At 63.8% G+C, this 26,790-nt stretch carries 20 protein-coding genes and 1 pseudogene; 8 read left to right on the top strand and 13 right to left on the bottom strand.

Going from position 1 to position 26,790, the window contains the following annotated elements:
- Positions 1-38: 38 nt before the first annotated feature.
- From ACOYYX_RS27345 to ACOYYX_RS27330, 4 genes are all read right to left on the bottom strand, one after another.
- Positions 39-2,456 (bottom strand): serine hydrolase, encoded by a 2,418-nt coding sequence (locus ACOYYX_RS27345; protein WP_422925601.1) that lies wholly within the window; start codon positions 2,454-2,456, stop codon positions 39-41.
- A 35-nt stretch (positions 2,457-2,491) separates the two neighbouring features.
- Positions 2,492-3,286 carry a 4'-phosphopantetheinyl transferase family protein gene (locus ACOYYX_RS27340; RefSeq protein WP_422925600.1) on the bottom strand — a complete coding sequence of 265 codons (795 nt, stop codon included), beginning with the start codon at positions 3,284-3,286 and terminating at the stop codon, positions 2,492-2,494.
- Between the two features lies 1 nt (position 3,287).
- Positions 3,288-4,079, bottom strand: coding sequence for a thioesterase II family protein (locus tag ACOYYX_RS27335; protein ID WP_422925598.1), 792 nt, complete (start codon positions 4,077-4,079; stop codon positions 3,288-3,290).
- Positions 4,080-4,162: 83 nt separating this feature from the next.
- A complete protein-coding gene (locus ACOYYX_RS27330) occupies positions 4,163-4,564 on the bottom strand; it encodes a hypothetical protein (protein ID WP_422925596.1) in 402 nt (133 codons plus the stop codon).
- Positions 4,565-4,912: 348 nt separating this feature from the next.
- On the opposite strand from ACOYYX_RS27330, the gene ACOYYX_RS27325 reads away from it, so the two are divergent.
- Both ACOYYX_RS27325 and ACOYYX_RS27320 read left to right on the top strand, forming a co-directional pair.
- Entirely contained in the window at positions 4,913-5,311 is a 399-nt protein-coding gene (locus ACOYYX_RS27325; protein ID WP_422925594.1) for a hypothetical protein, read from the top strand.
- 51 nt (positions 5,312-5,362) lie between these two features.
- Positions 5,363-5,734, top strand: coding sequence for a hypothetical protein (locus ACOYYX_RS27320; RefSeq protein ID WP_422925592.1), 372 nt, complete (start codon positions 5,363-5,365; stop codon positions 5,732-5,734).
- An 84-nt stretch (positions 5,735-5,818) separates the two neighbouring features.
- On the opposite strand, the gene ACOYYX_RS27315 is transcribed toward ACOYYX_RS27320, so the two are convergent.
- The 4 genes and pseudogenes from ACOYYX_RS27315 to ACOYYX_RS27300 form a co-directional block, all read right to left on the bottom strand.
- Positions 5,819-5,968, bottom strand: coding sequence for a hypothetical protein (locus tag ACOYYX_RS27315; protein WP_422923208.1), 150 nt, complete (start codon positions 5,966-5,968; stop codon positions 5,819-5,821).
- An 11-nt stretch (positions 5,969-5,979) separates the two neighbouring features.
- Positions 5,980-7,134: pseudogene (locus ACOYYX_RS27310) on the bottom strand (IS701 family transposase).
- Between the two features lie 73 nt (positions 7,135-7,207).
- The gene (locus ACOYYX_RS27305; RefSeq protein WP_422925590.1) at positions 7,208-8,164 is read right to left on the bottom strand and encodes a sugar phosphate isomerase/epimerase family protein; all 957 of its coding nucleotides are present in this window, start codon (positions 8,162-8,164) and stop codon (positions 7,208-7,210) included.
- A 49-nt stretch (positions 8,165-8,213) separates the two neighbouring features.
- Complete coding sequence (locus ACOYYX_RS27300; protein WP_422925588.1) at positions 8,214-9,449, bottom strand: Gfo/Idh/MocA family protein; 1,236 nt, start codon at positions 9,447-9,449, stop codon at positions 8,214-8,216.
- A 462-nt stretch (positions 9,450-9,911) separates the two neighbouring features.
- Here ACOYYX_RS27300 and ACOYYX_RS27295 point away from each other — a divergent pair, with 462 nt between their 5' ends.
- On the top strand, positions 9,912-11,228 hold the full coding sequence (locus ACOYYX_RS27295; protein WP_422925586.1) for a hypothetical protein: 1,317 nt from the start codon (positions 9,912-9,914) through the stop codon (positions 11,226-11,228).
- A 119-nt stretch (positions 11,229-11,347) separates the two neighbouring features.
- The gene (locus ACOYYX_RS27290) at positions 11,348-12,409 is read left to right on the top strand and encodes a S1C family serine protease (RefSeq protein WP_422925584.1); all 1,062 of its coding nucleotides are present in this window, start codon (positions 11,348-11,350) and stop codon (positions 12,407-12,409) included.
- A 160-nt stretch (positions 12,410-12,569) separates the two neighbouring features.
- On the opposite strand, the gene ACOYYX_RS27285 is transcribed toward ACOYYX_RS27290, so the two are convergent.
- From ACOYYX_RS27285 to ACOYYX_RS27275, 3 genes are all read right to left on the bottom strand, one after another.
- Positions 12,570-14,405 (bottom strand): serine/threonine protein kinase, encoded by a 1,836-nt coding sequence (locus tag ACOYYX_RS27285; RefSeq protein WP_422925582.1) that lies wholly within the window; start codon positions 14,403-14,405, stop codon positions 12,570-12,572.
- 1,026 nt (positions 14,406-15,431) lie between these two features.
- Positions 15,432-15,794 carry an STAS domain-containing protein gene (locus ACOYYX_RS27280; protein ID WP_422925580.1) on the bottom strand — a complete coding sequence of 121 codons (363 nt, stop codon included), beginning with the start codon at positions 15,792-15,794 and terminating at the stop codon, positions 15,432-15,434.
- Between the two features lie 312 nt (positions 15,795-16,106).
- Entirely contained in the window at positions 16,107-16,484 is a 378-nt protein-coding gene (locus tag ACOYYX_RS27275; RefSeq protein WP_422925578.1) for a hypothetical protein, read from the bottom strand.
- Positions 16,485-18,157: 1,673 nt separating this feature from the next.
- On the opposite strand from ACOYYX_RS27275, the gene pdxH reads away from it, so the two are divergent.
- From pdxH to ACOYYX_RS27255, 4 genes are all read left to right on the top strand, one after another.
- Complete coding sequence (gene pdxH, locus ACOYYX_RS27270) at positions 18,158-18,793, top strand: pyridoxamine 5'-phosphate oxidase (protein ID WP_422925576.1); 636 nt, start codon at positions 18,158-18,160, stop codon at positions 18,791-18,793.
- 423 nt (positions 18,794-19,216) lie between these two features.
- Complete coding sequence (locus ACOYYX_RS27265) at positions 19,217-20,290, top strand: WD40 repeat domain-containing protein (protein ID WP_422925574.1); 1,074 nt, start codon at positions 19,217-19,219, stop codon at positions 20,288-20,290.
- Positions 20,291-20,557: 267 nt separating this feature from the next.
- Entirely contained in the window at positions 20,558-21,175 is a 618-nt protein-coding gene (locus ACOYYX_RS27260; protein WP_422925572.1) for a sigma-70 family RNA polymerase sigma factor, read from the top strand.
- Positions 21,172-23,727 (top strand): protein kinase domain-containing protein, encoded by a 2,556-nt coding sequence (locus ACOYYX_RS27255; protein WP_422925570.1) that lies wholly within the window; start codon positions 21,172-21,174, stop codon positions 23,725-23,727. The genes ACOYYX_RS27260 and ACOYYX_RS27255 overlap by 4 nt, the downstream gene beginning before the upstream one ends.
- 127 nt (positions 23,728-23,854) lie before the next feature.
- Here ACOYYX_RS27255 and ACOYYX_RS27250 read toward each other — a convergent pair whose 3' ends face one another.
- Positions 23,855-24,049 (bottom strand): hypothetical protein, encoded by a 195-nt coding sequence (locus ACOYYX_RS27250; protein WP_422925568.1) that lies wholly within the window; start codon positions 24,047-24,049, stop codon positions 23,855-23,857.
- Positions 24,050-24,151: 102 nt separating this feature from the next.
- On the bottom strand, positions 24,152-25,222 hold the full coding sequence (locus ACOYYX_RS27245) for a DUF1559 domain-containing protein (RefSeq protein ID WP_422925566.1): 1,071 nt from the start codon (positions 25,220-25,222) through the stop codon (positions 24,152-24,154).
- Between the last annotated feature and the right edge of the window lie 1,568 nt (positions 25,223-26,790).

The following is a 26,790-nucleotide window of genomic DNA, read 5'->3' as shown; positions in this document are numbered from 1 at the left end:
GGTGCAAGTCATACGGAATTCTTCCGATCGCCCGAAAATCAACCCGGGCCGAGCTCTTCGAAGGGGATGTTCAGGATGGGATAAGAGCGCCAATCCTTGAAGTCGAAGTGCCACCATTCGTTGATGTTCACGACAAAGCCCTCGTCTTCCATCGCGTGCCGCAAGACCTCGCGCTGCCAGCGCTGGAGTGAGGTGCCGCCCGGATACTCGGGGAAGGAGCGGAAGGAGAACTCGTCGTAGCCGCCGACCATAACGGCCGGCTGTCCGGAAGCGAGGTCATAGAGCGTAAGGTCGACGGCGCAGCCGCGGTTGTGACGCGAGCCCTTGGAGGGGTCGGCCACGAAGATCCGGTCGGCGTCGGGGGTCGCCTCCCAGAACATCTTGGTGACGTACCAGGGGCGATAGGCGTCGTGGATCAGGAGCCCGTAGCCTTGCTTCTTGAGACCTTCATGGGCCCGCTTGAGGGCCTCGGCCGCGGAGCGTTGCATATAGGCCCGGGCCAGGGAGTAGAGGGGCGTCTGCATAAAGTTGTTGGTCGTGGCGTAGCGGATGTCTCGCTTGATGGACGGGTCGAGCGTCGAGAGCTCCACCAGGTCCGGCTTGCGGAAGTCGCCGCGTTCAACAGGCGGGTGATCCGCGAGGGCTTCCTGACGAAGCCCGGCGATCGGACGCCTCGGGGTGATGTGGAATGTGACCCCGCCCTCGCCGGGGATCGGGCGACGCAGAAACGGGACCTCGGCCGCGATGACCTGAGTCGCCCGGCCATTAGCATCCCGTGTGAATCGGAGCGACTCCGACTCGTACAGGCCATCCCCGGGGAACTTGAAGATGTCGGGCGAAATCTCCTCGAGCGGGTAGGCGAAGAACCACTCGATCAAGGCGTAGAGCTTCCCGTCCCTCTCGAGGATGTAGAGGACGTTGTGATCCCATCCGTATTCGCCGATCAGCCCCATCCAGCGCTCGGGCGCCGGCTTCGGCTTTTCCGCGGGGGCCTTCGATACCGGCACGCCCTGGAAGAGGAGTTGATCCCCGTTCAGCTCGAAGCGAGGGCCTCGCATTAGGGGGTCGTCGATGATGAACGAGTCTCGCTGCTTCCGGATTTCGCCTCGAGGGCCGCCCGCGGAGAATGTCACGGAAAGCTTGTTGGCACGGGCGGTCAGCTCGAAGCTCCGATCGCCCTGGCCATATTTGCCTTCGAGACGTCGGGCGAGGTCTGTCGGGATGGGCGTGGTCGACTCGAGGGCAGGGGCCTTCTGCCCGTTCTTGGCCGCGAGCATGACCCGAAGGGCCATCTCGCCGATGTGGTCGGTGGCGGCATTCGCGCAGTCGCGGCTGGCGATCACAGCCACTCCCAACTTCTCCTCGGGCAGGCCCACCAGTTGGGTCGCGAACCCGTAGGCGGCCCCGTTGTGGCCGACCGATCGATGGCCGTCGACGTCGCCCACGACGAAGCCGAGGCCAAAGCCTCCTCGCTGCCCCTGCCTGGCGAACTGGGGTTGGAGCATCTTCTGCAGGGTCTCGGGCTTGAGGATCGGCCCGCCAGGGCCCTTGCCGTCTGCGAAGACCATGCTCATGAACCGGCCGAGGTCGAGCACCGTCGAGTACAGGTTCCCTGCCGGCGCGGTGCCGAGCGCGAACGTCGGGGCGGGTGTGGTCCGGCCGTCATAAGTCCACATCACCCCCTTGGCCAACAGAGGCGCGAGGGCCGGCGTCACCTCCACCGACGAATGCTTGAGACCCAACGGATCGAGCACCGCCGACTTCAAGGCCTGGGAGAACGTCTGCTTGCGGACCCGTTCGAGCACCAGGCCGACGACCGCCACCGCCGCATTGGAATACTTGGTGCGAGTCTCGGGCTCATAGATGAGTGCCGTCTTGTTCAGGCTCTTCACTGTGTCCGCGAGCGAAGGTTCGGTCGAGTCGAAGTAGTGGCCGACCGGCGGCTCGCGGACGAGCCCGGAGCGATGGGCCATCAACTGTCGTAGGGTGATCGCCTTGCCGCTCGGGAACGGATTCTTGGGGGCGAACTCCGGCAGGTATTTCTGGACCGGGGCGTCGAGGTCAACCAGGCCTTGCTCCACGAGTTGCATCACGGCGACGTCGGTGAAGAGCTTGGAGACCGAGCCGACGCGATAGACCGACTCGGCGGTTGCGGGTCGATGCTGGGTCCGATCGGCCTGGCCGAAGCCCTTGGCCCAGACGACGTGCTGATCGTCGATGAGCGCAATCGAGAGGGCCGGGAGCCGCTTGTCTTCGACTTCACGGGCGATCCAGGCCTCGAGTTGACGGGCGGCGTCGACATAAGGTCCGCTCGCGGCAACTGCCTCCTGGGCCTGAAGTTGGGCCGATCCCGCTGCGACGGCCAAGGCGGTCAGGATGAGGGCTCCGACCAGCCGCAAGCCGAGGCCGATCGCCTGGGCGACCCTCGACTTCGATTGCGCACACGTATCGCACATCGGTGTTCGTTTCCCCTTCGGACCTGGCTGTTCGTTCAGACGGCGTCATTCGGCGGGTCGAGATTCAGAAAGGCGGAGAGCGGCAGGTCGCGCTGATGGACGCGGCAGGACTCGCCAGCCGCGGCCAGCGCCGCGACGTAGCCGGCCCCTGGATCCAGCTCGTACAGGGACCAGCGTTTCGCCTCGTCGGGATCGTCGTAGGTGGCGACGATCGCGGGGGGGAGGTCGGGTTCGAGCGTCACCTCGAAGGCGTCGAGGGGGATGGCCATCCCCTTGCCTCGGGCTTTGATGAAGGCTTCCTTACGCGTCCAGCAGGTGAAAAAGGCCTGGGTACGCACATCGAGGTCCAGTGCGCGGAGCCGGGCGCGTTCGGCGGCGGAGAAGAAGCGCTCGGCGATCGCCTCGGAGGCGAACTCGGGGCGTATCGTCTCGACGTCGACGCCGACCTCGCGGTCGAGGCTCACGGCGTAGAAGACGAGCTCGCCCGAGTGCGAGAGGTTGAACTTCAGCCCCCGGCCCTCGAGATCCAGCTCCGGTTTGCCATATGCGTTGTAGCGGAAGGCCACCCGGGTTGGATCCAACGCGAGGTAGTATCCGACGAGGAGCCGGAGAAGTCCACGACCGACCGTGAACTGACGCTGGCCACGCTCGAACTTGAACCGGTCGGCGCGGGCCTTCTCGTCGTCATCCAGCACCCTCCGCAACTGCGAGAGCACCGACGGCGGCTGGACCAGCGATGCCGCCCAGACGTGGACGTCGCCCGGGTTGAGGTCGTCCCAGAGTCGCCGCGGCGAGGGGCGTTCCTCGTCGAAGTTGGAGCCGAGGGGCACGTCAGCGTCGCCTTTCCGCGTCCGCCATCGCGTCTCGCACGATCGTGAGCAGCTCGGGCTCGGACGACTTGAGGAAGAAGTGGTTTCCGGAGAGGACGTGGCAGCGGAAATCGCCGGTCGTCTGCTCGCGCCAGCCTTCGAGGTCCTCCCGCTGGACCCAGGCGTCCTGGTCGCCGCCGATCGCGATGACGGGGCAGTCGAGCGGGGGCTCCGGTTTGTAGTCGTAGTGGTCGCTCAGGGCGAAGTCGGCCCGGAGCGTGGGCGAAACGACCTCGAGCAGCTCCGGATAGTCGAAGAGGGCGGCGGGTATGCCGTCCATCCGGCGTAGCTCGTCCCGGAACTCGGGCTCCGGGAGGTGGTGGAACGACTGCCGCCTCAAGGGGAGTTGGGGAGCCACGCGGGCCGAAGCCACGAAGAACTCGGGGGCCGGCAGCCCGTCGCGACGGAGCCGGCGGAGGAGTTCGAACGCGATCAGGGCCCCCATGCTCTGGCCGAAGAAGGCGTAAGGGCGGTCGATCTCGACGGACATTGACGCAGCGAGAGCCTCGATCAGGTCGCCGATTCGTTGGAAAGGAGGTTGCCCGGACTTCGACTCGCGGCCGGGGAGTTGGAGCGAAAACACGTCGATCTCCGGCGAGAGCGCCGCGCACCAACTCCGGTAGATCATGGCCCCCCCGCCCGCGTAGGGGAAGCCGAAGAGGCGCAGTCGCGCGTCGGAGTTCGGACGCCAACGCACCCACCATCGAGTCGGGCTCACCTCACGGCTCAAGGCCCCTGCATCGCTCGTTGACATCGACCCTGATGGTCCTTCGAGGTGACTTGCGGGACATTGGCGATCGCCCCGACTCTCTCGCCTTATCTCTGCGTCTCCTTCGTTCAGGAGCCGGTCGCGGTTCGATCGCCGGCGCCGAGCAGGGCGCAAAGGCGCTCGTTCACCTCGGGGGCGGCCAGGTCGGCCTTGCCGAAGCCGTTCAGGGCGCCGAGTTCCACCGCCTCGGCCTGGGCTTCGGGGAAGGCGCTCACGAGCATGAGGGGGACGCCGGAGAGGGCCGGGTCCTGCTTGACCGAGCGGATCAGGTCCACGCCGGGGGTGCCGTCGGCATCCGTGAGCCGGTTCACCAGGACGAGGTCGTACGACGCGTTCCGAAGCTCGCTCAACGCCTCGTCGAAGGTGTCGGCCGTCTTGACCTGGATGTCGTACTGCTGCTGGAAGTGGTTCGCGATCTTGCGCTGATCGAAGAGGCACTGGCCGACGCTGAGAACACGGGCATGGGACATTGCAGGGGGCTCCGAAATCTATCAACGAAGTCGGCGAACCAAGGATCCGACTCCCACCACTCTATACCCGGGCCATCTCGACGCTCAAGCGAAGAACCGGGCTGAAAACCCTTCCGACTCGCCCAGAATTCAATCAGGGGGGGTCGGCAAGGGCCTCGCGATTCCCCTTGTCGCACCGTGGCCAAGGCGATACTTTCGAAAAATCCCGGGATACTACGTGGGGTAGGTATGTCCCGGGATGGCGCCTCATCGTACGGAAGTCGAGTTCACGCACATCCAAGGCCGAACTACGGTTTGACTGATCGGCCCATTTTCAGGCCGTGAGGCGAGACGCGAGTCGAGGGACCGATGGATCGAGCGACCGACGAGGAGTGGTTCAATGCCTACGCCGCGCCTTCGGCTCCTCTTCGAGAGCTCGGATCGGGACGCGCGTCTCTGCGAGCATTCTGGGAGCGAGTCAAGACCGCGACCTTCCGGGGCCTCTGGTTCGGCGGGAAGACCGGCGGCATCGTCTGCAGCACGCTCGTCCTCGTCGGGATCTTCATCCGGGCCCATGAATTCGGACGAGCCCCGACCCAGGGGCTGCCCTCCCTCAGGTTCATCCTCATCCGCTACATCGCCGGCTGCGTCATCCCGATCCTCCTGGGGATCATCTACTGCGCCCTCGTCGGGGCGTTCGTGACGGGCCTCGCCGGCGCCGTGAGGTCCCTCCAGGCGCCGACCAGGACCAGGCCCGACCCGGAGTGATCGTTGGCGAAGTCTCGTCAAAGTCGGTCATTTCCCCCCCGGAGCCGATTCATGGACTACGACGAACCGAATCTCTATTCGGCCCCGAACGCACCGCTCGAGAATCCGAAGGATCGGCCCTCGCTGTTCCCCTCGGATCAACCGAAACCGCGGGGCATCCTGCAGTCTTTCTGGTTCGGAGGCAGGGTCGGGGGCGGACTTGGCGGCCTCCTCGGAATGATGTTCATCCTCGCTTTGGCCTTCCTTCCCGAGTTCAACCGCGCCCCTCCCAGGACTTCACTCGAATTTCGATTGATGTTCGCGGCCGGTTTCTTCGTGTTCTGGGTCGTGGTCGGGGCCATCGCCGGTGGCGTCATCAGCTTCCTTTTCAAGGGGCTCTCCACGCTGAGCTCGGGACGTAAACGCCCAGACGGCTCTGTGTGAAGAGAGCCCCGCAAACGCGTCGGGGCCTCTTGCGAGGCCCCGGGCAGCGTTCGTCATGTCAGCTAGTACTACAGTTGTATTTAATCACGGAGGTCGCGCCCCGCGTTTCCTGTAGTGACACTCCTTGGCGTGCTGCTGGTGTGCCCTCCGCCAGTCCGACCACGCCAGCGCACGCTCGGCCGGTTCCAGCCGGCCCCACACCACCCGGAGCAGGAGGATCCTGACCTCGGGCACCGTCAGCGGGATCAGCCGCGGGCCCCCTTTTCGCGCGGCGACGGCCGGGCCGACGACCGCGACCGGATCACCGCCAGCATCGCCAGCGCGAACATCGACAGCGTCACATGCCGATGCCAGCCGGGCCACGACCGCACCTCGTAGTCGGCCAGCCCGCAATCCCCCTTGGCCCGCTCGAAGCACTCCTCCACCGCCCACCTCGAGCCCGCGACCCGGGCCAGCTCCGCCCTCGGCGTGCCCGCCGGCCCGCGGCACAGGTAGTAGGCCCGCTCCTCCGGCCGGTCGCGGCTCCTGCGGACCAGCAGCCGGAGCTGCCAACCCCGGCCGTCGACCTCGCCGAACGGCTCGGCCGCCCAGTCGTACCACCGCGGCCCCTTCGACCCGACCCCGGCGCTGGCCCGGCGCCGCGCGGGCCGGCAGCCGGTCGGCGATCGCGTCGACCCGATCTCGAGTCCGGCCGTCGTAGAGCCTCAGGTCGCTCCTGACCGCCAGCACGTACGGCTGGCCGGCCGCCTCCAACGCCCGACGGAGGCGTACGTCGCCGCCGTAGACCGCGTCGCCGGTCACCCAGGCCGCCACCACCCCGGCCCGCCGCGCCCGCTCGAGCATCCGCTCGGCCAGCCGCGGCTTGGTGGCGAATCCCTCCTCGGGCGGGATGTGGGCCGCCTTGCGGCGGTCGGGGTCGTCGGCCCACTCCTTCGGCAGGTACAACTCGCGGTCGATGAGCGCCTGCCCTCGGCGGCCGGCGAAGGCCAGGAAGACCCCGATCTGGCAGTTCTCGACCCGCCCGGCGGTGCCGGAATACTGCCGCTGCACGCCCGCGGATTTCGTGCCCTTCTTGAGGAAGCCGGTCTCGTCGACGATCAGCACGCCCCGGGGGTCGGCCAGATGTTCCCGGGCGTAGGCGACCAGGTCGTCGCGGACGCGGTCGGCGTCCCAGTCGGCGCGGCCGAGGAGGTGCTGGACGCCATAGGGGGACTCGTCGCCGGCCTCCTCGGCGAGCTGCCAGCCGTTCTTGCGCCGGGCGTCGGAGAGGAGCCCCCGGAGATACGCGATGGCGCGGCGACGGGGCTCGGAACGGGGAAGAAGCGGGCCAGGCGCCCGCCGATGGAGTCCATCTCGCGGGCCCAGCCGCGGATGTCCACGGCCGCAGGTTGTGCTTGCATAGCTCGGCCTCCGTGCGCAACATCCTACGGGGCCAGGCTTTCAAATACAACTGTAGTACTAGGCCGAGTCGAATCAGGCGAAGCTCTTCCGCACGGCCTCTTTCATCTTCTCGAGCCCCGTCTTGGCGACGACCGTCGGGTCCTGGCTCCAGTACTCGCGGTTGAAGAGCTCCAGCGAGAGCGAGCCGTGGAAGCCGATCGCGTGCAGGGTCTGGAAGAGGTCCTTGAGCGGCGCGATGCCGTCGCCCGGATAGACGCGGTCGGCGTCGGTGATGACATTCTGCGGCGGGTTGGCGGGGTAGTCATTCAGGTGGAAGACGTGGATGGCATCCTTCCCGAGGAGCTTGAGCCCCTCGAAGCCGGAGCCGCCCCGGTAAAGGTGGTAGACGTCCGGCAGGATGCAGGCCTTGGGGTGTGACGCCCCGATCGCGACGTAGGCGGCCTCGCTGAGCCGGCCGAGGGTCTTGGAGAATCCCCAGACCTCGACCTGCGGGACGACGCCCACCGCGTCGCCGATCTCGAGGAGCGCCCGATAGCGCTCGGCGATCTTGCGGAGGTCCAGGTCGGATCGGTCCGTCGCGCCGCCGGGAGGGGCTGCAAGGCGGAGCCCGCCGATCTGCTGGACGAGGTCCATGTTCCGCTTGGCCTCTTCCAAGGCCTTTTTGCGCCGGGATTCGTCGTCGACGACCCAGTCGAAGAACCCGATGGAGCTCTCGACGGTCAGGCCGAGGTCGCGGATCTTCTTGCCGAGGTCCTTGAGCTTTCCGCCCCGCTCCACGTACTGGTCGAGCTCGCGAATCCAAGGTTCGACAGCCTGGTATCCGACGCCGGCGGCGATCTCGAGCTCCTTCTCGATGGTCAGCTTGTGACCCATCAAGGTGCTCGTATTCAAGCAGAACTTGAAGGGCACGTCGGCCGGGGCGGCCGCAGCGTGCGCCTGCTTCGTCGAGGGGAGCCCCGCGGCCATCCCGACGCCGATCGCTGTCGGGATCGCGGCCAACACATCACGTCGCGAGCATTCGTTCTTCACAATCCTACCCTTTGTCCATCGGAAAGCCGCCGGCGACCCGAGGTCTTACTCAGGCCTTCTTCCAGGTCGCGACCTGTCCGCTCCGATACGCTTGATTGCCCAACTGGGCCGCCGAGGCCGCGCTCACGCCTGTCTCGGCCGGACTATTGTTTTTGGCCCTCGACCGCACGCACTCGACCCAGTTCGTCAGGTGGAGGAGCTCCCCGTCGGGCTTGTCGTAGAAGTCCCGCCCGCGGTGGAGGTCGGTCCCCAGGATCAGCTCCTCATATTTCCCCTTATCCGACTCGGGATGGAGTTCGTAACGGCCCCGGTCGATGTAGAGGGTCGCGTCCGTCCCCATGAACTCGGCCATCGCCCCGTTGCGGGCATTCGAGAAGGTCCCCTCGAAGTAGACCTGGACGTCGCCGGGGTACGAGAGGAGGCACTGGATCGTATCCGGTGTCTCCCAGACGCCCTCGCTCGAGAAATGGTTGCCGATCGCCGTGGCCTGCGTCGGATGGTCGAGGTCGAGGAACCAGTGGGCGACGTCGAGCCAGTGGACCATCAAATCCGTCAGCAACCCGCCGCCGAAATCCCAGAACCAGCGCCAGTTGCGAAAGCGGTACTCGTCGAAGGTCTGGTCGGGGGCGTTGCCGAGGAAGAACTTCCAGTCGACATCCTGCGGCTTGACCCCGATCGGCACGCGTTTGATCCGCCCCGGCTGGTTGCGGTTCCAGGTCAGGTGGACCTTGAAGACCTTGCCGACCTTGCCTTGCTGGATGAGTTCCTTGGCCTTCTGCAAGTGCGGCATGCTGCGCTGCTGGGTGCCGACCTGGACGATCCTGCTGTACTTGTTCTGGGCGTCGATCACGCCCTGGCCTTCGGAGAGGTCGTGAGTGAGCGGCTTCTCGACGTAGACGTCCTTGCCGGCCTCGCAGGCGTGGATGGTCATCGGCGCGTGCCAGTGGTCGGGGCTGCCGATCAGGACGGCGTCGATGTCCTTGCGCTCGAGGATCTCGCGATAGTGCCGGCTCACGACCGCCTTGGGGTCGGCGAGCTTGCGGGCCTCCTCAAGATGCTTCTCATAGATGTCGCAGACCGCGGCGATCCGCACGTTGGGGATCTTCGCGAGCGAGGCCATGAGCGTCTGGCAGCGCCCGCCCGTGCCGAGGCAGGCGACCGCGAGCGTGTCATTGGCCGCGAAGCCGCGGGCCGACTCGACCCCGGTGGCGGTCAACAAGGCCCCCGCGCCGAGGTACCCCATCGTCTCCAGGAATTCGCGTCGCGTCGTGGAATCTCCGCTCATCGCTAAGCTCCCCCGGGCGGTCCCCTCGGAGCCGATCCCGCGACCCTTCGGGACCGATCCGAGCCATGCCCTTGTATCCCAAGCGGGGGCACTTCTCAAGGCCCTCGGCCGCATCGCATCGGCTTGCCGCGAGCATCATTGCCCGAGCCGATCGGAGGGCCTCGAAAATCGAAAGCCAGGGCATCGAATAATCCGGAGAACCCGGACGTCTGCGACTAGAGATTCGCCCGTCCTCCGTTGCTAACGAGTTTGGTGGTTTCGAAAACGCTTCGCATCTCGTGCGGAGCCTCTTGGTCGGTGCGCGTCGATCTAACACGTGCTGCTTTTCAGATCCCAATCTCGCAGGTTCGTGCAACGTCAGGGAACTCACAAATCGTCAGTTTGCTTTCATATCCAGGCTTATTGCCCGGGTCGAATCTCAAAGTCTCATTGCTCGTTCGACATCACGGGAGACCTCAGGCCATGAGGAACGTTCTTCGAACGGCAGGCAGGATACTGGCTGTCGGCTCCGTCCTCTCGATTGCGAACGCCTGGGCGGAGCCGCCGCACAACTCATCAACCACGACTACGCCAGCTCGCCCCGATCGCATCGAGGACGCCAGGGCGATCGAGGCCGTGGAGACGCAGCATTTCCTCTCCAAAGTGGCGGAACGGATGGACGTGGCTCGCTCGCTCCGCAGTCAGCACAGGGCCTCGGCCGCCCTCGAGGTGCTCAGGCTGGCGCAAACCGATATCCGCGGGAACGCATCGTTGGGCGACGGAGCACGCGAAAATCTCGATCGACGCATCCAGGCGGCGATCCTCGTGACGGTGCGCGCCGAGGAAACCGAGGCCCAGCAAGCGGCCGAAGCTATGCGCCGCGAGATCCGAGGGCTCGATGTGGAACGTGGGATATCGGCCCTCGCCCGGAAGCAGGAGACCATCGGATCGCTCATGGGACAATTCGATCGCCTGATGAGCGAGGGCATGGCGTCGGGCTCGAGCGGAACGACGATCGCCTCGAACTTCGAAGTCGCGCAGCGCCTGGCCCGACTCTCGAGCTCGCTCATGCCGGATAGTCCGGAGCCTCGCGTGGGCTCGTTCGTGGCGGGGACGACCGGCGCCCTCACCCAGTCCTTGGGCACCGAACAGTTCCAGGACATCCGAGCACTCCAGTCGTTGCAGGAATCGAGCCGGGCCGCAGTGTCGGCGATCGACTCGGAAACGGTCACCTTCATCGATGCCGACACCTGGCGAGCACGATCGGAGCCTCGCCTCCGTCGCTACGCCCGAGGCACATCGCTCGAGGAGCGCGACGCCAAGTCGGAGTGGATTCGGGCCAAGCTCGAGGAGCCCGTGACGATGCGGTTCCCCCACGACACTCCCATCCAGGACATCCTCCAGTACGTCCGATCAGCCACGATGGGCAGAGGTGACGCCGGCATCCCCATCTATGTCGACCCGGTGGGACTCCAGGAGGCCGATCGCACGTTAACCTCGACGGTCTCCATCGACCTGGAAGGGGTCCCGCTCAAGACGACGCTGCGCCTGATCCTCAAGCAACTCGGGCTGAGCTATACCGTCAAGGACGGCCTCCTGACGATCACCTCGGCCGACTCGGTCGACACCCCGATGGAGATGCGAGCGTATCCGATGGCCGACCTCGCCATCCTGCCTTCGTCTTTGGTGGGGAACCATAATGCCGGTAGGGTCGGCGGCAATCGCCCGGCCGGGAACTTCGGCGGGATCCCGAACGGCTTCCCCATCAATGGCAACCCCCTCAACCCTGGGAATCGTTGAGCAAATAGGTTGCCAGCATCAACAAGGTCTGATCGTCTTGCCCGGGTTCACCGGACTTCTTGTCTTCCGAAATGCCCCTGCCTACAGTTCTCTGGACAGGGTATCGGAGGCGAGTAATCATGAGCTTCGGACCAGACGCGGTCGTCATCGACCCCGTGCATTTCGACGAGATCGGCCAGACGCCATCGACCAGCCCGGCGGGAACTCCGAGCCCCGACGATGACGCACTCCTGGATGCGTATTCGAACGCCGTCACGCAGGCGGTGGAGCGGGTCAGCCCCTCGGTGGTTCACATCGTGGCCCACCAGGGTGGGGGCGGGCCTCGCGGCTCCCGAGGCAGCGGCTCGGGATTCATCTTCACGTCCAACGGCTATATCCTGACGAACAGCCACGTCGTTCACGACGCGAGCCGGCTCGGCGTCACGCTGAGCGACGGCCGGACCTACGACGCCGACCTCATCGGCGACGATCCCGAGACGGATCTGGCCGTCGTCCGGATCCATGAGGATTCGCTCCCGGCCGTCGCCATGGGAGACTCGCGAGGCGTTCGCGCCGGCCAGGTCGCCATCGCAATCGGGCACCCGTACGGCTTCCAGTGCACGGTGACCGCCGGGGTCGTCAGCGCCCTCGGGCGGACGCTCCGAGCCAAGTCGGGTCGGCTCATCGACGACGTACTCCAGATAGATGCCGCCCTGAATCCGGGGAACTCCGGGGGGCCGCTCGTGACCTCGCGAGGCCTGGTCATCGGCGTCAACACGGCCGTGATCCTGCCGGCGCAGGGGATCTGCTTCGCGATCGCCATCAACACGGCCAAGTATGTGGCCGGTCGACTCATCAAGGACGGCCGGGTCAAGCGGAGCCGGATTGGCGTCTCTGTCCAGACCGTCCCTTTGCTGAAGCGCCTGGCCACTCGATTAAATCTGCGAGTCGAGAGCGGCGTGGCCGTGGTCGCGATCGAGCCGAACGGACCGGCCGAGCGTGCGAGGCTCTATGAAGGGGACGTGCTCGTCAACTTCGGCGGGCATGACGTCTCGGGCATCGACGACCTCCACAGGCTCCTCGTCGAGGAACGCGTCGGAGTTCGCACCCCGATCGCGGTCCTGCGCGATGCCGAGTTGCTGCGGCTGGAGATCGTCCCCAGGGAATCCGGCGACACCTCGGACCTGGCTCGATTCCCCTGATCGGGACGCGAGTCGGTTGATGAAGGAGAATTCCCTGCATCAGTCCCCAGGACGGGACGGAAGCGGGCGTTTCGGGTTCCGGCAATCTCAGCGAATCCTTCTTGGATCCGAATCCGACGTCATTGTCTGAGAACGAGCCGATTCAGCTTCCGGCTCGCCGTCACCCGGCACGGTGACGCAAGGGCTCTCGGTACTTCAGGGTCTTGCGGGTCATCCCGCGCTGGGCACGGGCAACTCGTCCCAAGCCCTCGGGTCGACTCCTCGACATTTCCGGCGACAGGGTCGGCGTGGGGTTGCTCATCGTCGCGGTCAACGACAGGGCGGGCTTCCGAGAATCCTCCAGCCGATCGAATCTCAACGCGGCCTTCAAGAACCGACGCGTACCCACGACCAGCCGACGGATACGGCTCCCTCGATGTTCGACGGCCGGCACAGACGAGGTCGAGAAATCGGCATACATAGGTAAAAGCATGAGCGACGTGGACGTTTGATCCTGGATTTCGACGTGCGTGTACACTCGCAAGGCCTGGGCAATCGGAGCGGACGCGACAGGGACGGAGACCTCTTCGAGACCCTTCTCGGAACGGAACGATGCGCGGGCGTACCAGCGGAGCAGGAGGCTGAAGGCGACCGTCAGCGCCATGACTGCGGCGGACTGCCACCGGGTCAAGGTCAGTGCGAGTCGGAGTCTGGGAGGCGAGCGGTTCAATGGCTTCGTACTTATCGCGCCTCGCGTCCAAGGGGGCGTCGGCGGGGCATGAGAGATGCCGCGATTCTCGGGGGTGACGGCCGCCGCTAAGACACCCTGGGCGAAGGCCGAGCAGTCTGGGAAGCGATCGCGAGGGTCTCGCGCCAGGCCGCGGAGCACGGCCGAGGAGAGCTCGTTCGAGACCTCGGGGCAGATCTGGTGGAGGTCGGAAGGGTCCTTCGTCAGTTGCTGGACGAGCACGCCCATCGCCGAGTGCCCCTCGAACGGCAACCGCCCGACGAGGAACTCGTACACGATCGCCGCGAGGGCATACTGATCGGCCTGGCCATCGACGGGGAGTCCCGCGGCGAGTTCCGGGGCCATGTAGCCGGGAGACCCGAAGGTGAGGGTCGCCAGGTTCTGCGCCTGCGCGGGGCGAGCTTCGTAGGCCGCATTGATGGCCTCGGACATCCCAAGGCCACCGAGATAAGCCTGCCCTTGCTCGTCGAAGACGATGTTCGAGGGCCGGATGTCGCGGTGGATGTGGCCTCGGGCGTGGAGGAAGTCGAGGACCTTCGCCACCTCCGGCAGCCAGCCCGCGAGGCCTTGCGGCGACGCGGGGATCGGCCGGCCGTCGCTGCCGGTCGGTCTTCGGAATTTCAGGCTCCCCCCGTCGTGGTGCTCCACGACGCTATACGGCCAGTCTGCCGACTTACCCACCTCGACGATCTTGACAAGGTGGGCGTGGTCCATGAGCGAGAGCCGACGCACCCCGTCGTTGAAGCGCGCCGCGAATGCGGCGCGCTCGGTCATCGGGGCGTGAGGGACTTCGATGAGCACATCGACATCAAGATTGCGGTCGCGGGCCCGGAAGCTCGTCCCCGCAGGGCCTTCCGAGGCGACCTCGAGCAGTTGGTAACGGCCTCCCGAGATTTCCCTCCCCAGCCACGAGGTGAGCAGGCCGTTCCCGGCCTCGGCCTTCGGGTTCGACTCGGACTCGGCCGCGACCCTGAGGATGCTGTGATCCTCGAGGGGTATGCCTCCCCGAGCCCCGGGCGCCCTCGCGGCGAAGGCGCTTGGGGTCACCCCGCCCGCGAGGAAGCAGAGGGTCGCCGTCAGGACGATCCAGGATGGCCGCAGCAGCTTGGGACGTGGCCCCGAACCATGGGCGCGATCGACCACCGTCCTCTCGCGTGGCCGGCGATTGATCTCGATGTCGTATTCCTCCTGATCGGGGCAGCGATGATAGCGCCCGTCGAATCGGGTCCGCGCGTGGTGGAACCAGTAGAACCCGAGTTCCTCACGCAATCGATCACGCTCCCCGGAGGTCGGGTGGACCAGGGAGCCCGAAGTTTCCAGGACGACCGTTCCGCAACGAGGACAAGACGCAATGGGCGGGAGTTTTACAGACATGTTCAGGAACCCCCTTAATCAATCCCTTGCGGGATGATGCCGCTGACAACAAGGCGGCGGTGTTAGACCTCCTCAGGGATCGTCTCGGCCAGGCATCTCCTCACCGTAGCCCTTACACAGGAACCGTGAGACCCTCGCGATGCGCCTTTCGCCTATGTGCCACTCAACCGCTTGTACATTTTGCTCAAGTTTGTACATTTTCCGTCGAACACGTCTTCGCTTCTGCGAACAATTCCACCTCCAGCTCGAATGAGTCGGGGGCAGTAATCGTGACATGAGCCCGCAGAAAGTAGAGACTTCGCGTCCGCGGAGTGACGCGTAGTTCCCGAAGCTCTCCCAGACTTCCAAAACCTGTACGGTCTGGAGTGACCTGGAGGAACCCGAGCGCCGTTGACGGCCCTCGGTTCAGCGTGACGACCGGATTTTGCGATGCTTCAAATGATTGCGATATGGGAGCAGACAGGCGTAATCAAAAAGGCGGCTGACGTACAGGCAAACCGAGTGCCAAACCATTCGTTGTACGCGAAGACATGACTGACGGACGTATTCCACACTGTTCGTCGATTCAGATCAAGGGGATTTCGCGGCGCTGACGCTCGGAGCCAGCAGGCGACGGTGACAATCTCACGCGTCCACTCGAATCCAACTCACCCCGATCCAGCAATGGATGGAGACATCCTCGCTCGAGAAATTTGGATAACTCGTTCCAGGTGCACGTAGCTTTCGGAGTTGTTGCGTCCTAACAGGGATGCAGGTCTCACCCGGCTATTACGCGACGATCCGAGAATTGGGACACGCCTCCCTTTGTGAGCGGGAGCCCGGCCGGGAAAAAAAGACGGCGACCGTCGACGACCTTTGGGGTCGTCGAGGGTCGCCGAGAATGTACGCCCGATCGAATCAAGCACTCGGAGGCTGTTCACTTCAGAACGCGTCCAGGGCTTCCCACTCCTCGGAGTAGGTCTCGAAAATGCGATCGAAGCGGGTGATCTTGAAGATCTCGAAGAGGTCGGGGGAGAGCCCACAGAGCTTGAGCCTACCGCCCTGCGCGGCCACCTTGCGGCCGATCTTGAGGAGCACGGCGAGCATCGTGCTCGACATCGCGCGGACCTCGCTGAAGTTGAGCAGGAACCGTTCGGGCTTGGAGCTCTCGACCAGGCCGAGGAGCTGCCCATCGACCCCGAAGATCGCCTCTTCGGAGACGAGCATCTCGTCCGTCAGCCGGGCCACAGTGATTCCGTGAACGCTCTCCACGAGGAGATGCGAGTTCAGTGTTTGTGTCGTCATTGCAAAATTTCTCTTTCAAACAGCCCGTTCGCGCCGCTCATCGGCGAGGACACGTCAGGCAAGGCGGGTCGAGTTCGATCTCGCCGCCCATCGGAGACATTCGGAAGCCGGGGAATGTTCGGTTTTAGGTGGGTGAATTCAGGTAGGTCACTCATCCAGCGGTAACTCCCAGGTTATCAAAGACCCGCCGAATCCGGCAGGCCAGTTTTGCGGATTCGCCCCCCGGCCGCGTGAAACGACCGGGGAGCCTTGCAACCTAAGTCACGAACATTCCAAGCCTTAAGACGCCGATCACCGACCTCCGAAAAATCGTCATCGGCTCATCAACTCGCGCAACGCGCCGAGTTCTTTGTCATGAGCCAACGACCAGTCGGGCGGATGCCATCCAATCGTGTTGGCGTGTAACGTTTGACTCCCCGTCGCGTCGACGACCTCGTTGGAGAAGTCCTCCGAAGGATGGTGCTTCTTGGCCTCGACCCAGAAGCTCGCGAAGCTATCCGGGTCCGAGCGCTCCACGGCATTGATCAGGAGCCGGACCTCGGGCAACCGGGGCGATTCCACGGAGAGCGTCAACCTGGGCGTCCCGTGGGTATGGGCCTGCATTTCGTGCTCATTGAACCCCAGGCGCGTCAGCCAGAAATGGGCACGCGTGAGGGTTTCCTGATGGGCGAAGTGATGAGTGAAGAACATGGATCTGCCTCCTCGACAGCACATTGGATCGTGAGACGTGCATGCGGCCACGCAGAACGAGAGGCGACCCATCCCCACTCAGAGCGGATTCGAGCCTCTCGCCTCGCCTACGACAATCGTCCAATGCCCGGCCGTTCGCTGATCGCCGGACCATTGGAAGTGCTGGTGTCTTCTATTCTCCCCGCGGACTCACGGCGCGGGGAGACCCTTTGGGCGCGAATGCGCCCCAGACACCGGCGACACGCCCTTTCGGCTTCGTCGAACCGCGTTCACGATTCGAGGGAGGGCCCGCAGAAAGGCCCGCCCAAACCTCCCTAACGGCTCAACAGCGAAGGGGGATCGCCATGAGGAAGGTGCAAGGCGAGAGATGCTTCGATACCGCGGGCCTCACATAAACGCAGGGCCCGGGGAAGTGATCCTCGCAACCGCCGAAAGTCGTTGCGGCCACAAGGTCTTCTTCGAAAGAATCCTCTTCTTCCCGACACGAGGCGATGGCACAGCCGTCCCCAGGGAGCTGGGATGATGGCGAGGAAGGATCCGCAGAATTGTGGATCGACACCACCACCTGACGAGACTGACTGCCCCCATCAACCCACCGGGCCGGCACGGTCGCCGCATGAGCCCCGCAGGGGAGGCTCGCGATCGACCAGACGATGAAGAGTGAAAAAATCTTCATGGCAACGGGAACCAACATTTGATGGGGTCCGTCGTTCGCCCGCCTTTGCCAGTTATTATAGCCCTCGGTCAAGGTTCGCCGGATCACCTCGGGCGAACAGAGCCGAGAAGCATTCATTCAATTCCTTAAGCGTTGTTTCTTGGATGCCTGGCTCGGGAAACGTCGCGACGCGACGAAAACCAGACCGGTGGGCGATCGGGGCAATAGCGATCCCCCTCCGCCCAATGCACACAACAAACCACCCACTCAACCACACACTATTACGAACCTGTATTGCGAGTCCTTGAGCGATCCACGAAGTCCCAGCTCTTCCATCATGCCATCTCCTATCACTGACGATTTTTATTCAACAGATTTTCATAAAATTATTATTCAAGGATCTCTCTCGCAAGAGATGAGCCCGAAAGCTAGCCTGAGACGAGGTCAATTTTGTTAACTTGTGCCAACTTTTCCACATTTGTGAATAGTGCTTCTCTGCGACAAGATCCGGCCTGCGGATAGGCTTTGCGAGGATTTTCGGAATCGATTGAGCCACTTTCAGCTTCCTCGATCCTGTTCCAGCAGCACGAACTTACGACACTTTATCAACCCGCCCTTGCCAGCCTGCAATCACTCATCGAGGATTTCACTGTCACATGGAGTCACTCCTGGCGTATTCATGTTCAATCAGTTCAATGTCCTCGGCCCTCGGGGCCGTTCGGACGGTTTCTCCAGAGATTACGCATCATCAACTCGTAGATTTCGACCCCGTGATCGCGGGAGAGATCGGCCCGCGATTGCGATGGAATGGCCTCGAGGTTGGATAGTTGCAGGCTCGCGACATTCGTCGGCGATCGGGCCGTCGATATACTGCCTCTCGTCGATCCTCTCCCGGCGATGATCGCCGGGAGAAGGCCGATCTTGGGCCAAATCGCAAGTGGCCAGTGTCCAATGAGTGGACTTCGGGCTGACGCCCGTGAGATACGCGAATTCCGACGAGACAACAGGATCCCGGTCGATGACACAGATCGAACGCAGCGAATACGGGCGAGACGAACTCCACAAGTCGGAATTGCTCCCCGAGCCGGCCGACCAATTTCGGCGATGGATCGACGACGCCGTGGCCGCGTCGGTGGCGGAGGTGAATGCAATGACACTGGCCACCTCGACGCCCGAAGGACGGCCCTCGGCCCGGATCGTCCTGTTCAAGGACGTGAGCGAGAAGGGGGTCACCTTCCACACGAGTTATGACAGCCGCAAGGGGCGCGAGCTCGCGTCGAACCCCTACGCCGCGCTCGTCGTCTTCTGGCCCGCGCTCGAGCGTCAGATCCGCGTCGAGGGCAGAGTGGAGCGGATCACGGCCGAGGAGTCGGACGCCTATTTCAAGACGCGTCCCCTCGGGTCGCAACTTGGGGCCTGGGCGTCGCATCAGAGCGAGGTCATCGCCGACCGCAAGACCCTCGAGGCCCAACTCGAAGAGATCCGCGCGAAGTTCGCCGATCGCGAGATCCCGAGGCCCCCGAACTGGGGCGGATTCCGCCTGATACCCGACGCCTACGAGTTCTGGCAAGGACGGGCGAGCCGACTCCACGACCGCTTCCGCTATCGACGCGTCGAGCCAGGTTCCTGGCTACTGGAACGCCTCTCGCCCTGATCAAATCCGATGCAACGCAATCCCCCCTTCGACTTCCCCCCCGTCGAAGAAAATGATGGACCCGGCGGCGCTGTCGGGCATCGAAATGCGACTTAAATGACGGGAGGCCCTTAAGAAATAAGGCGAAGGGTCGAATGCCTCCTGAGCGAGGGGTTGCACGAAGATGTGATCCCGTAGCTCGCTTGGAGAAACGTCGTGGTCACGGACCCGAGGGTATCTCGGCTCCCCCCATGGGAGCTCGAGACTGCCTTGCCACGCGCCCATTTGTCATTCGATGGATCAGGGACGATCTCGGTGATGTCGACTCCTCTCCAGCTTTCGTTTCGGAGAAGCACGACGTGCTTCGAGAACCTTACCCCGACCCGCGGTCGCGTCGGGGATTTCGCCTCCATAAGGATGGGACGCATCAAGGGGAAACGGAAAATGGCGCTGCAACACAGGTCGTATCATGATTTCGACTTAGATTCGGAGCAAGGGAGCTATGAGGGATTCGGGCATCGCCGGTGGTGGGCTTTCATCCCCTCGCCGCTGGTGATCCTGGTGGCGATGGTGATCGTCGGTGTCATGATCCTCTGCGGCCAGGACAGGGACAAGTCGAGACAGGCCCGGGATAACAATATGTTGCCCTACGCCCACGATTCCATCGTGACCTGCCTCGCCTTCTCCCCCGACGGCAAGAACCTGCTCTCGGGGAGTTACGACTCGACCGTGCGTCTGTGGGACGTGGCCGGGCGTAAGACCCTGGGGGTCGTCGCCCGGCAGGACTCGATCATCCTGGGCTTGGCGGTCGCCCCCGACGGCAAGTCCTTCTCGACCTCGGGCCGAGACGCCGCACTCAGCATCTGGGACACGGCGCAGGGCAAGCACTCCGATCTCGTGAGCCGCGGCGAGGTCATCCGTTGCCTGGCGTATTCGCCCGACGGCAAGATCCTGGCCTCGTCCCTCAAGGACGTCGACGTCAGGCTCTGGGACGTCGCCAGCAAGCGCGCGCTCTGCGACCTCAAGGGGCACACCGACCAGATCTCGTGCCTCGCCTTCTCGCAAGACGGCAAGTACCTGGCGACCGGGAGCCAGGACCTCACGCTGAGGCTCTGGGACGTCGCCGCGCACCGGGAGATCGCCAGGCTGCCGCTGGGGGCAAAGGTGCGATGCCTCGCCTTCTCATCCGACAACAAGACCCTGGCGATTGGCTGCTCGGAGCGCCGGAGCGTGGAGCTCTGGGACTGGAAAACGCAGGTCGAGCTGACTCGCTACAAGAGCCAGAAGGGGGGCGTGACGGTCCTCGCGTATTCGCCGGACGGGACCTTGCTCGCCTCGGCAGACGAGGAGGGGACGCTGCAACTCTGGAAGACCGACTCGGGTCAGCGGGTCGAAAACATCCCAAGCGACAAGGGCTGGATCAAGTCGATTGCATTCTCGCCCGACGGCAAGCTCCTGGCCTCCGGGTCCGGCGACGGCTCCATCCGCCTCTGGCCGACCGACTCCTGGACCATCTGAAGAGGCTCCCGCACGATTCCTCGCACTCCATTCTCCGTCATCACCCGATCCTCGTCGTTCACATCTGTGGATGGCGAGGATCTTGCTTGCGCCCAGCTCGCAAAATCGGCGAGCATCCCGGCGCGTTTTTTCGGGCTCGGTGACTGTAAGATCGGGACCCTCTGCGGCAACAAGATAGCGACCTACCTCGGACGCGGCCTGCCCGTTGCAGGCAGGTTGTCGACTCAGGTTCCAGGCAGGCTGGTGCCATCGGCTGAGACGACCATTATGGAATCGACCGACGGCCTGATCGTCGAACAGCTCCTGGACGACGCCAAGAAGGGCGATTCGCCGGCGCTCGGCCAGCTCCTGGAACTGCATCGCAATTACCTGCGACTCCTGGCCAGGGTCCAGATCGGGCGGCGATTGCAGGGGAAGGTCGACCCGGCCGACCTCCTCCAGGAGACCTTCCTCGAGGCGCACCGCAACATCGAGCGCTTCCGGGGCTCGACCGAGCGGGAGTTCGTCGCCTGGCTCCGGCAAATCCTCTCGGCGATCCTGGCGAACCAGATCCGCCACTACCTCGGCACCAAGCGGCGCGACATCCGCCTGGAGCGAGAACTCGCCGACGACGTCGATCGCTCGTCGAGGGCGCTCGTCCAGGCTCTCGCCGCCTCGCAGACGTCCCCCAGCCAGCATGCGGCCCGCCGAGAGCGGTCGACCCTGTTGGCGGATGCCCTCGCCAAGCTGCCCGACGACTACCGCGAGGTCATCATCCTCAGGCACCTCGAGGACCTCGCCTTCGCGGAGGTCTCGCGGAGGATGGGCCGGACCGAAGACAGCGTCAAGAATGTCTGGGCGCGTGCCCTGGCCCGACTGCGGAAAGCGATGGACGACCCGCGATGAACCCGTACCAGCCCGGCCGTAACGAGCCCACGGAAGACTACCCGCGCGAACGGTCGGGGTCCGACGGCGATGCGCGGCTCGCGGACGCCCTCGAGCAGTATCAGGCGGAGTGCAAGGCAGGGCTCGAGCCGAGTCGGGACGAATTCCTCGCCCGATACCCCGAGGTCGCCGAGGACCTCGGCGACTGCATCGACGGGCTCCGGCTCCTGCAGTCGGCGTCGCTGGCCCAGCATACCTCATGGACCCCGGAGGCCCAGACCCCCTGGAGCCGGCTTGGCGACTTCGAGATCCTCCGCGAGTTGGGCAGGGGGGGCATGGGGATCGTCTACGAGGCCGTGCAGATCTCGCTCGATCGCAGGGTCGCTCTCAAAGTCCTGCCAATGGCGGCGTCGAGCGACTCCCGCCAGCGGTTCCAGGTCGAGGCCCAGGCCGCGGCGCATCTCCACCACCCCCACATCGTCCCGATCTTCGCCGTAGGCTGCGACTCCGGGGCCGACTTCTACGCGATGCAGTACGTCGAGGGTCGAAACCTTGCCGAGGTCATCAATGACCTTCGTCGCCAGGCGGAACATCCGGAAGACGGCCTGAGGCCCGCCGAGCCGCCGGAAACGCGGAAGTCGAACTTCTCCCGAGGCTCGCAGACGAACGGCTCCTCGGGGAGATCCTCCGAGAAAGGGGGGAGCACCTCCAGGCTCGGCACATCGAGCGAGACGTCGCACAAGGATCGCGTCTTCGCCAGGCTCGTCGCACGCCTCGGAGTGCAGGCGGCCGAGGCCCTCGAGCATGCCCACAACCTCGGCGTCCTCCACCGCGACATCAAGCCGTCGAACCTGATGATCGACCTCTACGGCGACCTCTGGGTCACGGACTTCGGCCTGGCCCGATTCCAGGACGACGAGAGCCTCACGCGGAGCGGCGACATCGTCGGCACCCTGCGGTACATGAGCCCCGAGCAGGCACTGGGGCGCCGCGTCCTGATCGACCAGAGGCTCGACCTCTACTCGCTCGGGGCCACCCTGTACGAGCTCGCCACGCTCCGGCCTGTCTTCGAAGGGCAGGATCGCCAGGAGTTGCTCTCCAAGATCATCCACGATGAGCCGGTCCCACCCCGGAGACTGAACCCGGCCATCCCCCGGGATCTCGAGACCATCATCCTCAAGGCGTTGGCCAAGGAGGTGGGGGGCCGCTACATGACGGCCCGCGAGATGGCCGACGACCTGGAGAGGTTCCTCGACGATCGGCCGGTCCTGGCCCGACGACCGACCCGGCTCGACCGCGCCTCGAAATGGGCGAAGCGGCATCGGATGGTCCTCAGCGCGATGACCATCGGCGTCGCGATTTCCACGAGCATCGGCGCAGGCCTCCTCTGGCGCGAGAGGCAGCAGACGCTCAACGCCAACAAGGAGCTCGAGACCACCCTCAAGAAGCTCGAAGATCGGAACCAGCGAGAGCGGGCGGTCCTCAGCTCCGTCTTCAAGGCCGCCGACAAGATCATGATGGAGGCGATGGGTCGGATTGCCTTCGCCGACTCCTCCAAGGGGGGCGAACCCGAGGGGTTCTACGCCAGGGCCGTGGAGGCTTACACGCAGTTCGCCACGCACTACGAGTCGAACGACGAGATGCGGATGCTTGCCGCCGAAGGCTATCGCCGGGTCGGCTTCGTCCTCAGGCTCCTCCGAGATGTGAAGAGGGTCGAGGATTATCGGAACGCCGACGTGGAAGGGGCATTTCGACGATCATTGGCCATCTGCGATGCCGAGATCCTCGGGGGCAAGCACGCGGTCGATGCTTCCTGGATGAAGTCGACGGTCCTGTTCGAGCTCGCCAGGACGATCCTGATCAACCAGGACCTCCGCGCGTCCGAACCCCTATTTCAAGAGTCCGAGAGAATACGCAAGGGCCTGCTCCAGGGGCCACATCAGTCTGACGAGTTGGTCGAGAACCTGTCTTACTACCAACTGGAATGGAGCAAGCTGCTCCTGCTGACCTGGCGGCATGACGAGGCGGAGAAGATTGCGCTCGAGGTCGCCAGGCGTGAGATCAAGGATTCGACCATCTGGCTGCGCCTGGGCGAGATGTTGAGCGCCTTATCTCGTTACCCCGAGGCCAGGAAGGCCTTCGAGAAGGCCCTCGAGCGCAAGCCGGGCGATCCCGAGGCCCTCAACAACCTCGCCTGGCTGCTGTCGAACCGCCCGGAGAGCCCGGTCTTCGACCCGGAGAGGGCGAAGGGCCTGGCCGAGCAGGCGACCGCCAGGGCCCCCAACCATACGAGCTCGTGGAACACGCTGGGCATGGCCTGCTACAGGCTCAAGCTCTGGGATGAGGCCCGCTCGGCGCTCGAGGAATCGATGCGACGCCATCCGCCCGACGCGCCGGACTGGCTGATCCTCGCCATGCTCGACCATCAGCGAGGGGAAAGCACGGAAGCACGCCGACATTTCGAGAAGGCCTGCCGGTGGATCCAGGAGAATCACATCCAGGAAGGCGACCTGCTCGCCATGCGAGAAGAGGCTTCAAGGCTGCTCAAGGGTGGCGATCCCGCCATGCCCTAGAGTCAACCTTGAAGCCTGCTCGAATTAGATAACGAACTGTCGAGGCCGGAATCGTAAGAGTCTCGACTGATGCGATAAGTTCCCGAGAGTTCCAAAGTAACTCGCGAGGTCTCGATGTCCTGCATCCTCAGTCAACCGGCGTCATGGAAGGCTTGTTGGCGGCGGGAGCCATGGCCTTGACTCGTCCTTTGGGCTTGGCCGCCGGAGGTGCAGTCGGGGCGGGGGCATCCGTCGTCGTCGGCGGGGCGGTACTCGTGGGCTCGTTACATCCCGCCACCAGGATCGTGCCCAGGAGAATCGCCAGCATCGAAAGTCGCTTCATCGGGTTTCCCAGGTTGATCGAACTCTAAGGTGTCATCGCGAGGTCATCGCCTTCGCAGAGCGGAACAGAAGTCGGGGGGGAATTCAAGTCCCGCACTCATCATCAGTAGGAGTCGGCGCTGATGATCTCACCCATGTTGACCGTGCCCAGGGCGTTGTAGGTGGTGAGGCTGACCGACTGCTTGACGAACTTCACCGAGGCGTCGCCGAAGAGGAAGTTGACGCCGCCCGGGTGGAGGCTGTGGAACCCGAACTGGCCGAGGTTCCGTACGCAGACGGGGTCGAGGTTCCAGCCCGGCGTGTTGCCAAAACTGTACATCATCGTCGCGAAGGGGCCCATATTGCCGACGGCGTTCGAAGCGTTCGTCGTGTTGGCGGGAGAATTCGGGGCCGGGACCATATAAGCGAGGGCCGAGATCCGGGCGTCATTCGTCCAGGTCGAGGTGCCGCCCCAGGGAGGACCGCCCCACCAACCGGCGGCGAAGTTGAAGTTGAAGTTCGATCCGCCAGGCTCGTTCGTGAAGCGGGAGACCTCGCCGACGAAAGCGGTGTTGCTGAGGCCGTCGGTGATCTCGCTGATCTTCATCGACTTGTTGCTCTGGCCGAAGACGCCTTCGCTGTCGATGACGCCGCAACGATCCTGGTTCGGCTGGCCGTCGCCGATGCCCCACCAGTAGAGGTACGTCTCGGTCAGCCCCGCGACGCCGGCGTAGGACGACTGCGGCGTGGTGATCAGGCCGGGCGGCGTGGGGTCGGCGATCGTATCGGACGGGCACACATAGCTGGCGATCTTCATGCTGAAGGTCGTCGCGTTCCGGACGCTGTTATACGTCCCTGAGAAATTCAGGGTGTTGAGCGTATTCGTCTGCTCCATGTAGGGCAGGATGTAGTCCGCCCAGGTGAAGCCCCAGTAGCGGTTGCAATGGTCGGCAGGGGTCTGACGGAGCGAGCCCATCGGGTAGACGCCGTGGGTGCTCTCGTAATTGGCCAGGCCGAGGCCGATCTGCTTGAGGTTGTTGATGCACTGGGCGCGGCGGGCGGCCTCGCGGGCGGCCTGCACCGCGGGGAGCAGCAGGGCGATCAACACGGCGATGATCGCGATGACCACCAGCAGCTCGATCAGGGTGAAGCCCCGTCTCCGTCCGCGATACGATGAAGATGAAAGATGTCGCATGTCGCTATTCCTCGATTGATGGAGAAAAAAAGAGGCCTCGTCGCTTATCCGGCGCCGGATGACCGCCCCGGCATGCGTTGTCTTGCCGCTCGTCGCCGTCGAATCCTTCGCGGGCCCCGACCGGAGGTCAACCCGCCACAATCTAAATACCGTGCGGATCCCCCGGATCAGGACACGAATTTTCGCCAGAATTTCATTCATTTCCCGAGATTTTCACTCGATATATCCGTAAAAATTAAAGATATGACGACACCCTCCACGCACACATCTAGTTTTGATGCGTTTCAAGCGGCCAGGCCCATCCTATGAGCACGAATTCATTCGTTGAGTCGGCGGCCGTACGCCGGAGAAGTCCGAGGCCATCGGGTGTCCGCCGTCGGTGCCCGGGCCGGGGTATCCCCCGGCTTAAGCCGTCGCGTCGCGAGGGCCGTCGCGTGATTCGATGTGCGCTACAAAAGGTCGACCATGAAAAGCGATCGGCAGGCCCGACTCGCCACAGTGTTCCATGTGCAGCTTGCAGACAGGAGACTTGCCATTTTTGACTTCGGATGGTGCGTATTGACCATAGATGATGCACGTGGCAGGAGTTCGACGCAACCGACGAGTCCAAGAATCGCAGACGGCCCCAAGGAACGAGCCGCCAACACATTCATTGATGCACTGAACCATCTTACGTTGTCGCGGGACGAATCCCCGGCGCGGGACCCGATCTTACGTTCCAGGCGAAGCCTACCCCTGCCATCATCATAGAACCTGTTGCCACAATAGTCCAAATCGAGCGATTTTCGACCCCAGTCGCAGTCTGGCGGGAATGACCGTTACCTGCTGTGGGTTGAGTTGACTTCCAAAAATCGTGCCAACGCATCTTGGCAACCTCATACGGCATGCAAGTGACTGTCAATTTATGGGTTACGACGTCGGAAACGACTTCCTTCGGTCCTACTGGTCGAAAATCAAAAGGATAAGGATCAGCTTAACGCTCAAAATGTGGGCACGAAATCCGGGATCGGAGCAAGTTTCCTGGCAGCTTTGCCTTAGCGGCCTCTCCCTAAAGATAGATAAATTCAGATATTAGATAGAATCCTCGGAGAAAGTCTTCATGGGCATTTGCCACCCTCGGGCGATTGTCTCTTACAAATGATCGAGATATGCCAAGGCTCGAAACAAGGAATGGTTGGGTGGAGAACCACGTCTCCTAATGTTGCATTTAGGCAACATGGAAAGTGTGGCGGAAGGCGTGTCAAGCAACAAATTGAGATTCTCGACTCGAAGAAACGCCATAATCAGCCGGCTTGAGACGATGAGACCGACCACCGGGAGTGCGACGACAAACCCATCAAGATCCATTGCGTCAGGCATGAAATCCTTCGGGCTCAAGCCTACTATCTCATGCAGTGACGAAATCACGCGTCGCTCCGTCCAGGATAGGGTATACAAGGCCCCAACTCGCTCCGCATCCGGCCCCCCCTCGGATGGAATCGAGATCAGCCAGGGTCAAAGTCGGTCGCGCGTCCGGCTCGTTTTGAGAGCGACGGATCATTATGAGAATTCAAGACGCCGACGAGGTT

The organism is Singulisphaera chitinilytica, assembly GCF_049331405.1.
In the GTDB taxonomy this organism is placed as follows: Bacteria; Planctomycetota; Planctomycetia; order Isosphaerales; family Isosphaeraceae; genus PoT.
This window is presented reverse-complemented; position numbering and strand designations above follow the sequence as displayed.

Coding starts and splice junctions, on each gene's coding strand:
- ACOYYX_RS27335 (WP_422925598.1), bottom strand. CDS start 4,079: ATGTCAACGAGCGATGCAGGGGCCTTGAGCCGTGAGGTGAGCCCGACT.
- ACOYYX_RS27265 (WP_422925574.1), top strand. CDS start 19,217: ATGGCGCTGCAACACAGGTCGTATCATGATTTCGACTTAGATTCGGAG.
- ACOYYX_RS27300 (WP_422925588.1), bottom strand. CDS start 9,449: ATGAGCGGAGATTCCACGACGCGACGCGAATTCCTGGAGACGATGGGG.
- ACOYYX_RS27280 (WP_422925580.1), bottom strand. CDS start 15,794: ATGACGACACAAACACTGAACTCGCATCTCCTCGTGGAGAGCGTTCAC.
- ACOYYX_RS27290 (WP_422925584.1), top strand. CDS start 11,348: ATGAGCTTCGGACCAGACGCGGTCGTCATCGACCCCGTGCATTTCGAC.
- ACOYYX_RS27295 (WP_422925586.1), top strand. CDS start 9,912: ATGAGGAACGTTCTTCGAACGGCAGGCAGGATACTGGCTGTCGGCTCC.
- ACOYYX_RS27330 (WP_422925596.1), bottom strand. CDS start 4,564: ATGTCCCATGCCCGTGTTCTCAGCGTCGGCCAGTGCCTCTTCGATCAG.
- pdxH (WP_422925576.1), top strand. CDS start 18,158: ATGACACAGATCGAACGCAGCGAATACGGGCGAGACGAACTCCACAAG.
- ACOYYX_RS27250 (WP_422925568.1), bottom strand. CDS start 24,049: ATGAAGCGACTTTCGATGCTGGCGATTCTCCTGGGCACGATCCTGGTG.
- ACOYYX_RS27320 (WP_422925592.1), top strand. CDS start 5,363: ATGGACTACGACGAACCGAATCTCTATTCGGCCCCGAACGCACCGCTC.
- ACOYYX_RS27345 (WP_422925601.1), bottom strand. CDS start 2,456: ATGTGCGATACGTGTGCGCAATCGAAGTCGAGGGTCGCCCAGGCGATC.
- ACOYYX_RS27275 (WP_422925578.1), bottom strand. CDS start 16,484: ATGTTCTTCACTCATCACTTCGCCCATCAGGAAACCCTCACGCGTGCC.
- ACOYYX_RS27325 (WP_422925594.1), top strand. CDS start 4,913: ATGGATCGAGCGACCGACGAGGAGTGGTTCAATGCCTACGCCGCGCCT.
- ACOYYX_RS27245 (WP_422925566.1), bottom strand. CDS start 25,222: ATGCGACATCTTTCATCTTCATCGTATCGCGGACGGAGACGGGGCTTC.
- ACOYYX_RS27255 (WP_422925570.1), top strand. CDS start 21,172: ATGAACCCGTACCAGCCCGGCCGTAACGAGCCCACGGAAGACTACCCG.
- ACOYYX_RS27260 (WP_422925572.1), top strand. CDS start 20,558: ATGGAATCGACCGACGGCCTGATCGTCGAACAGCTCCTGGACGACGCC.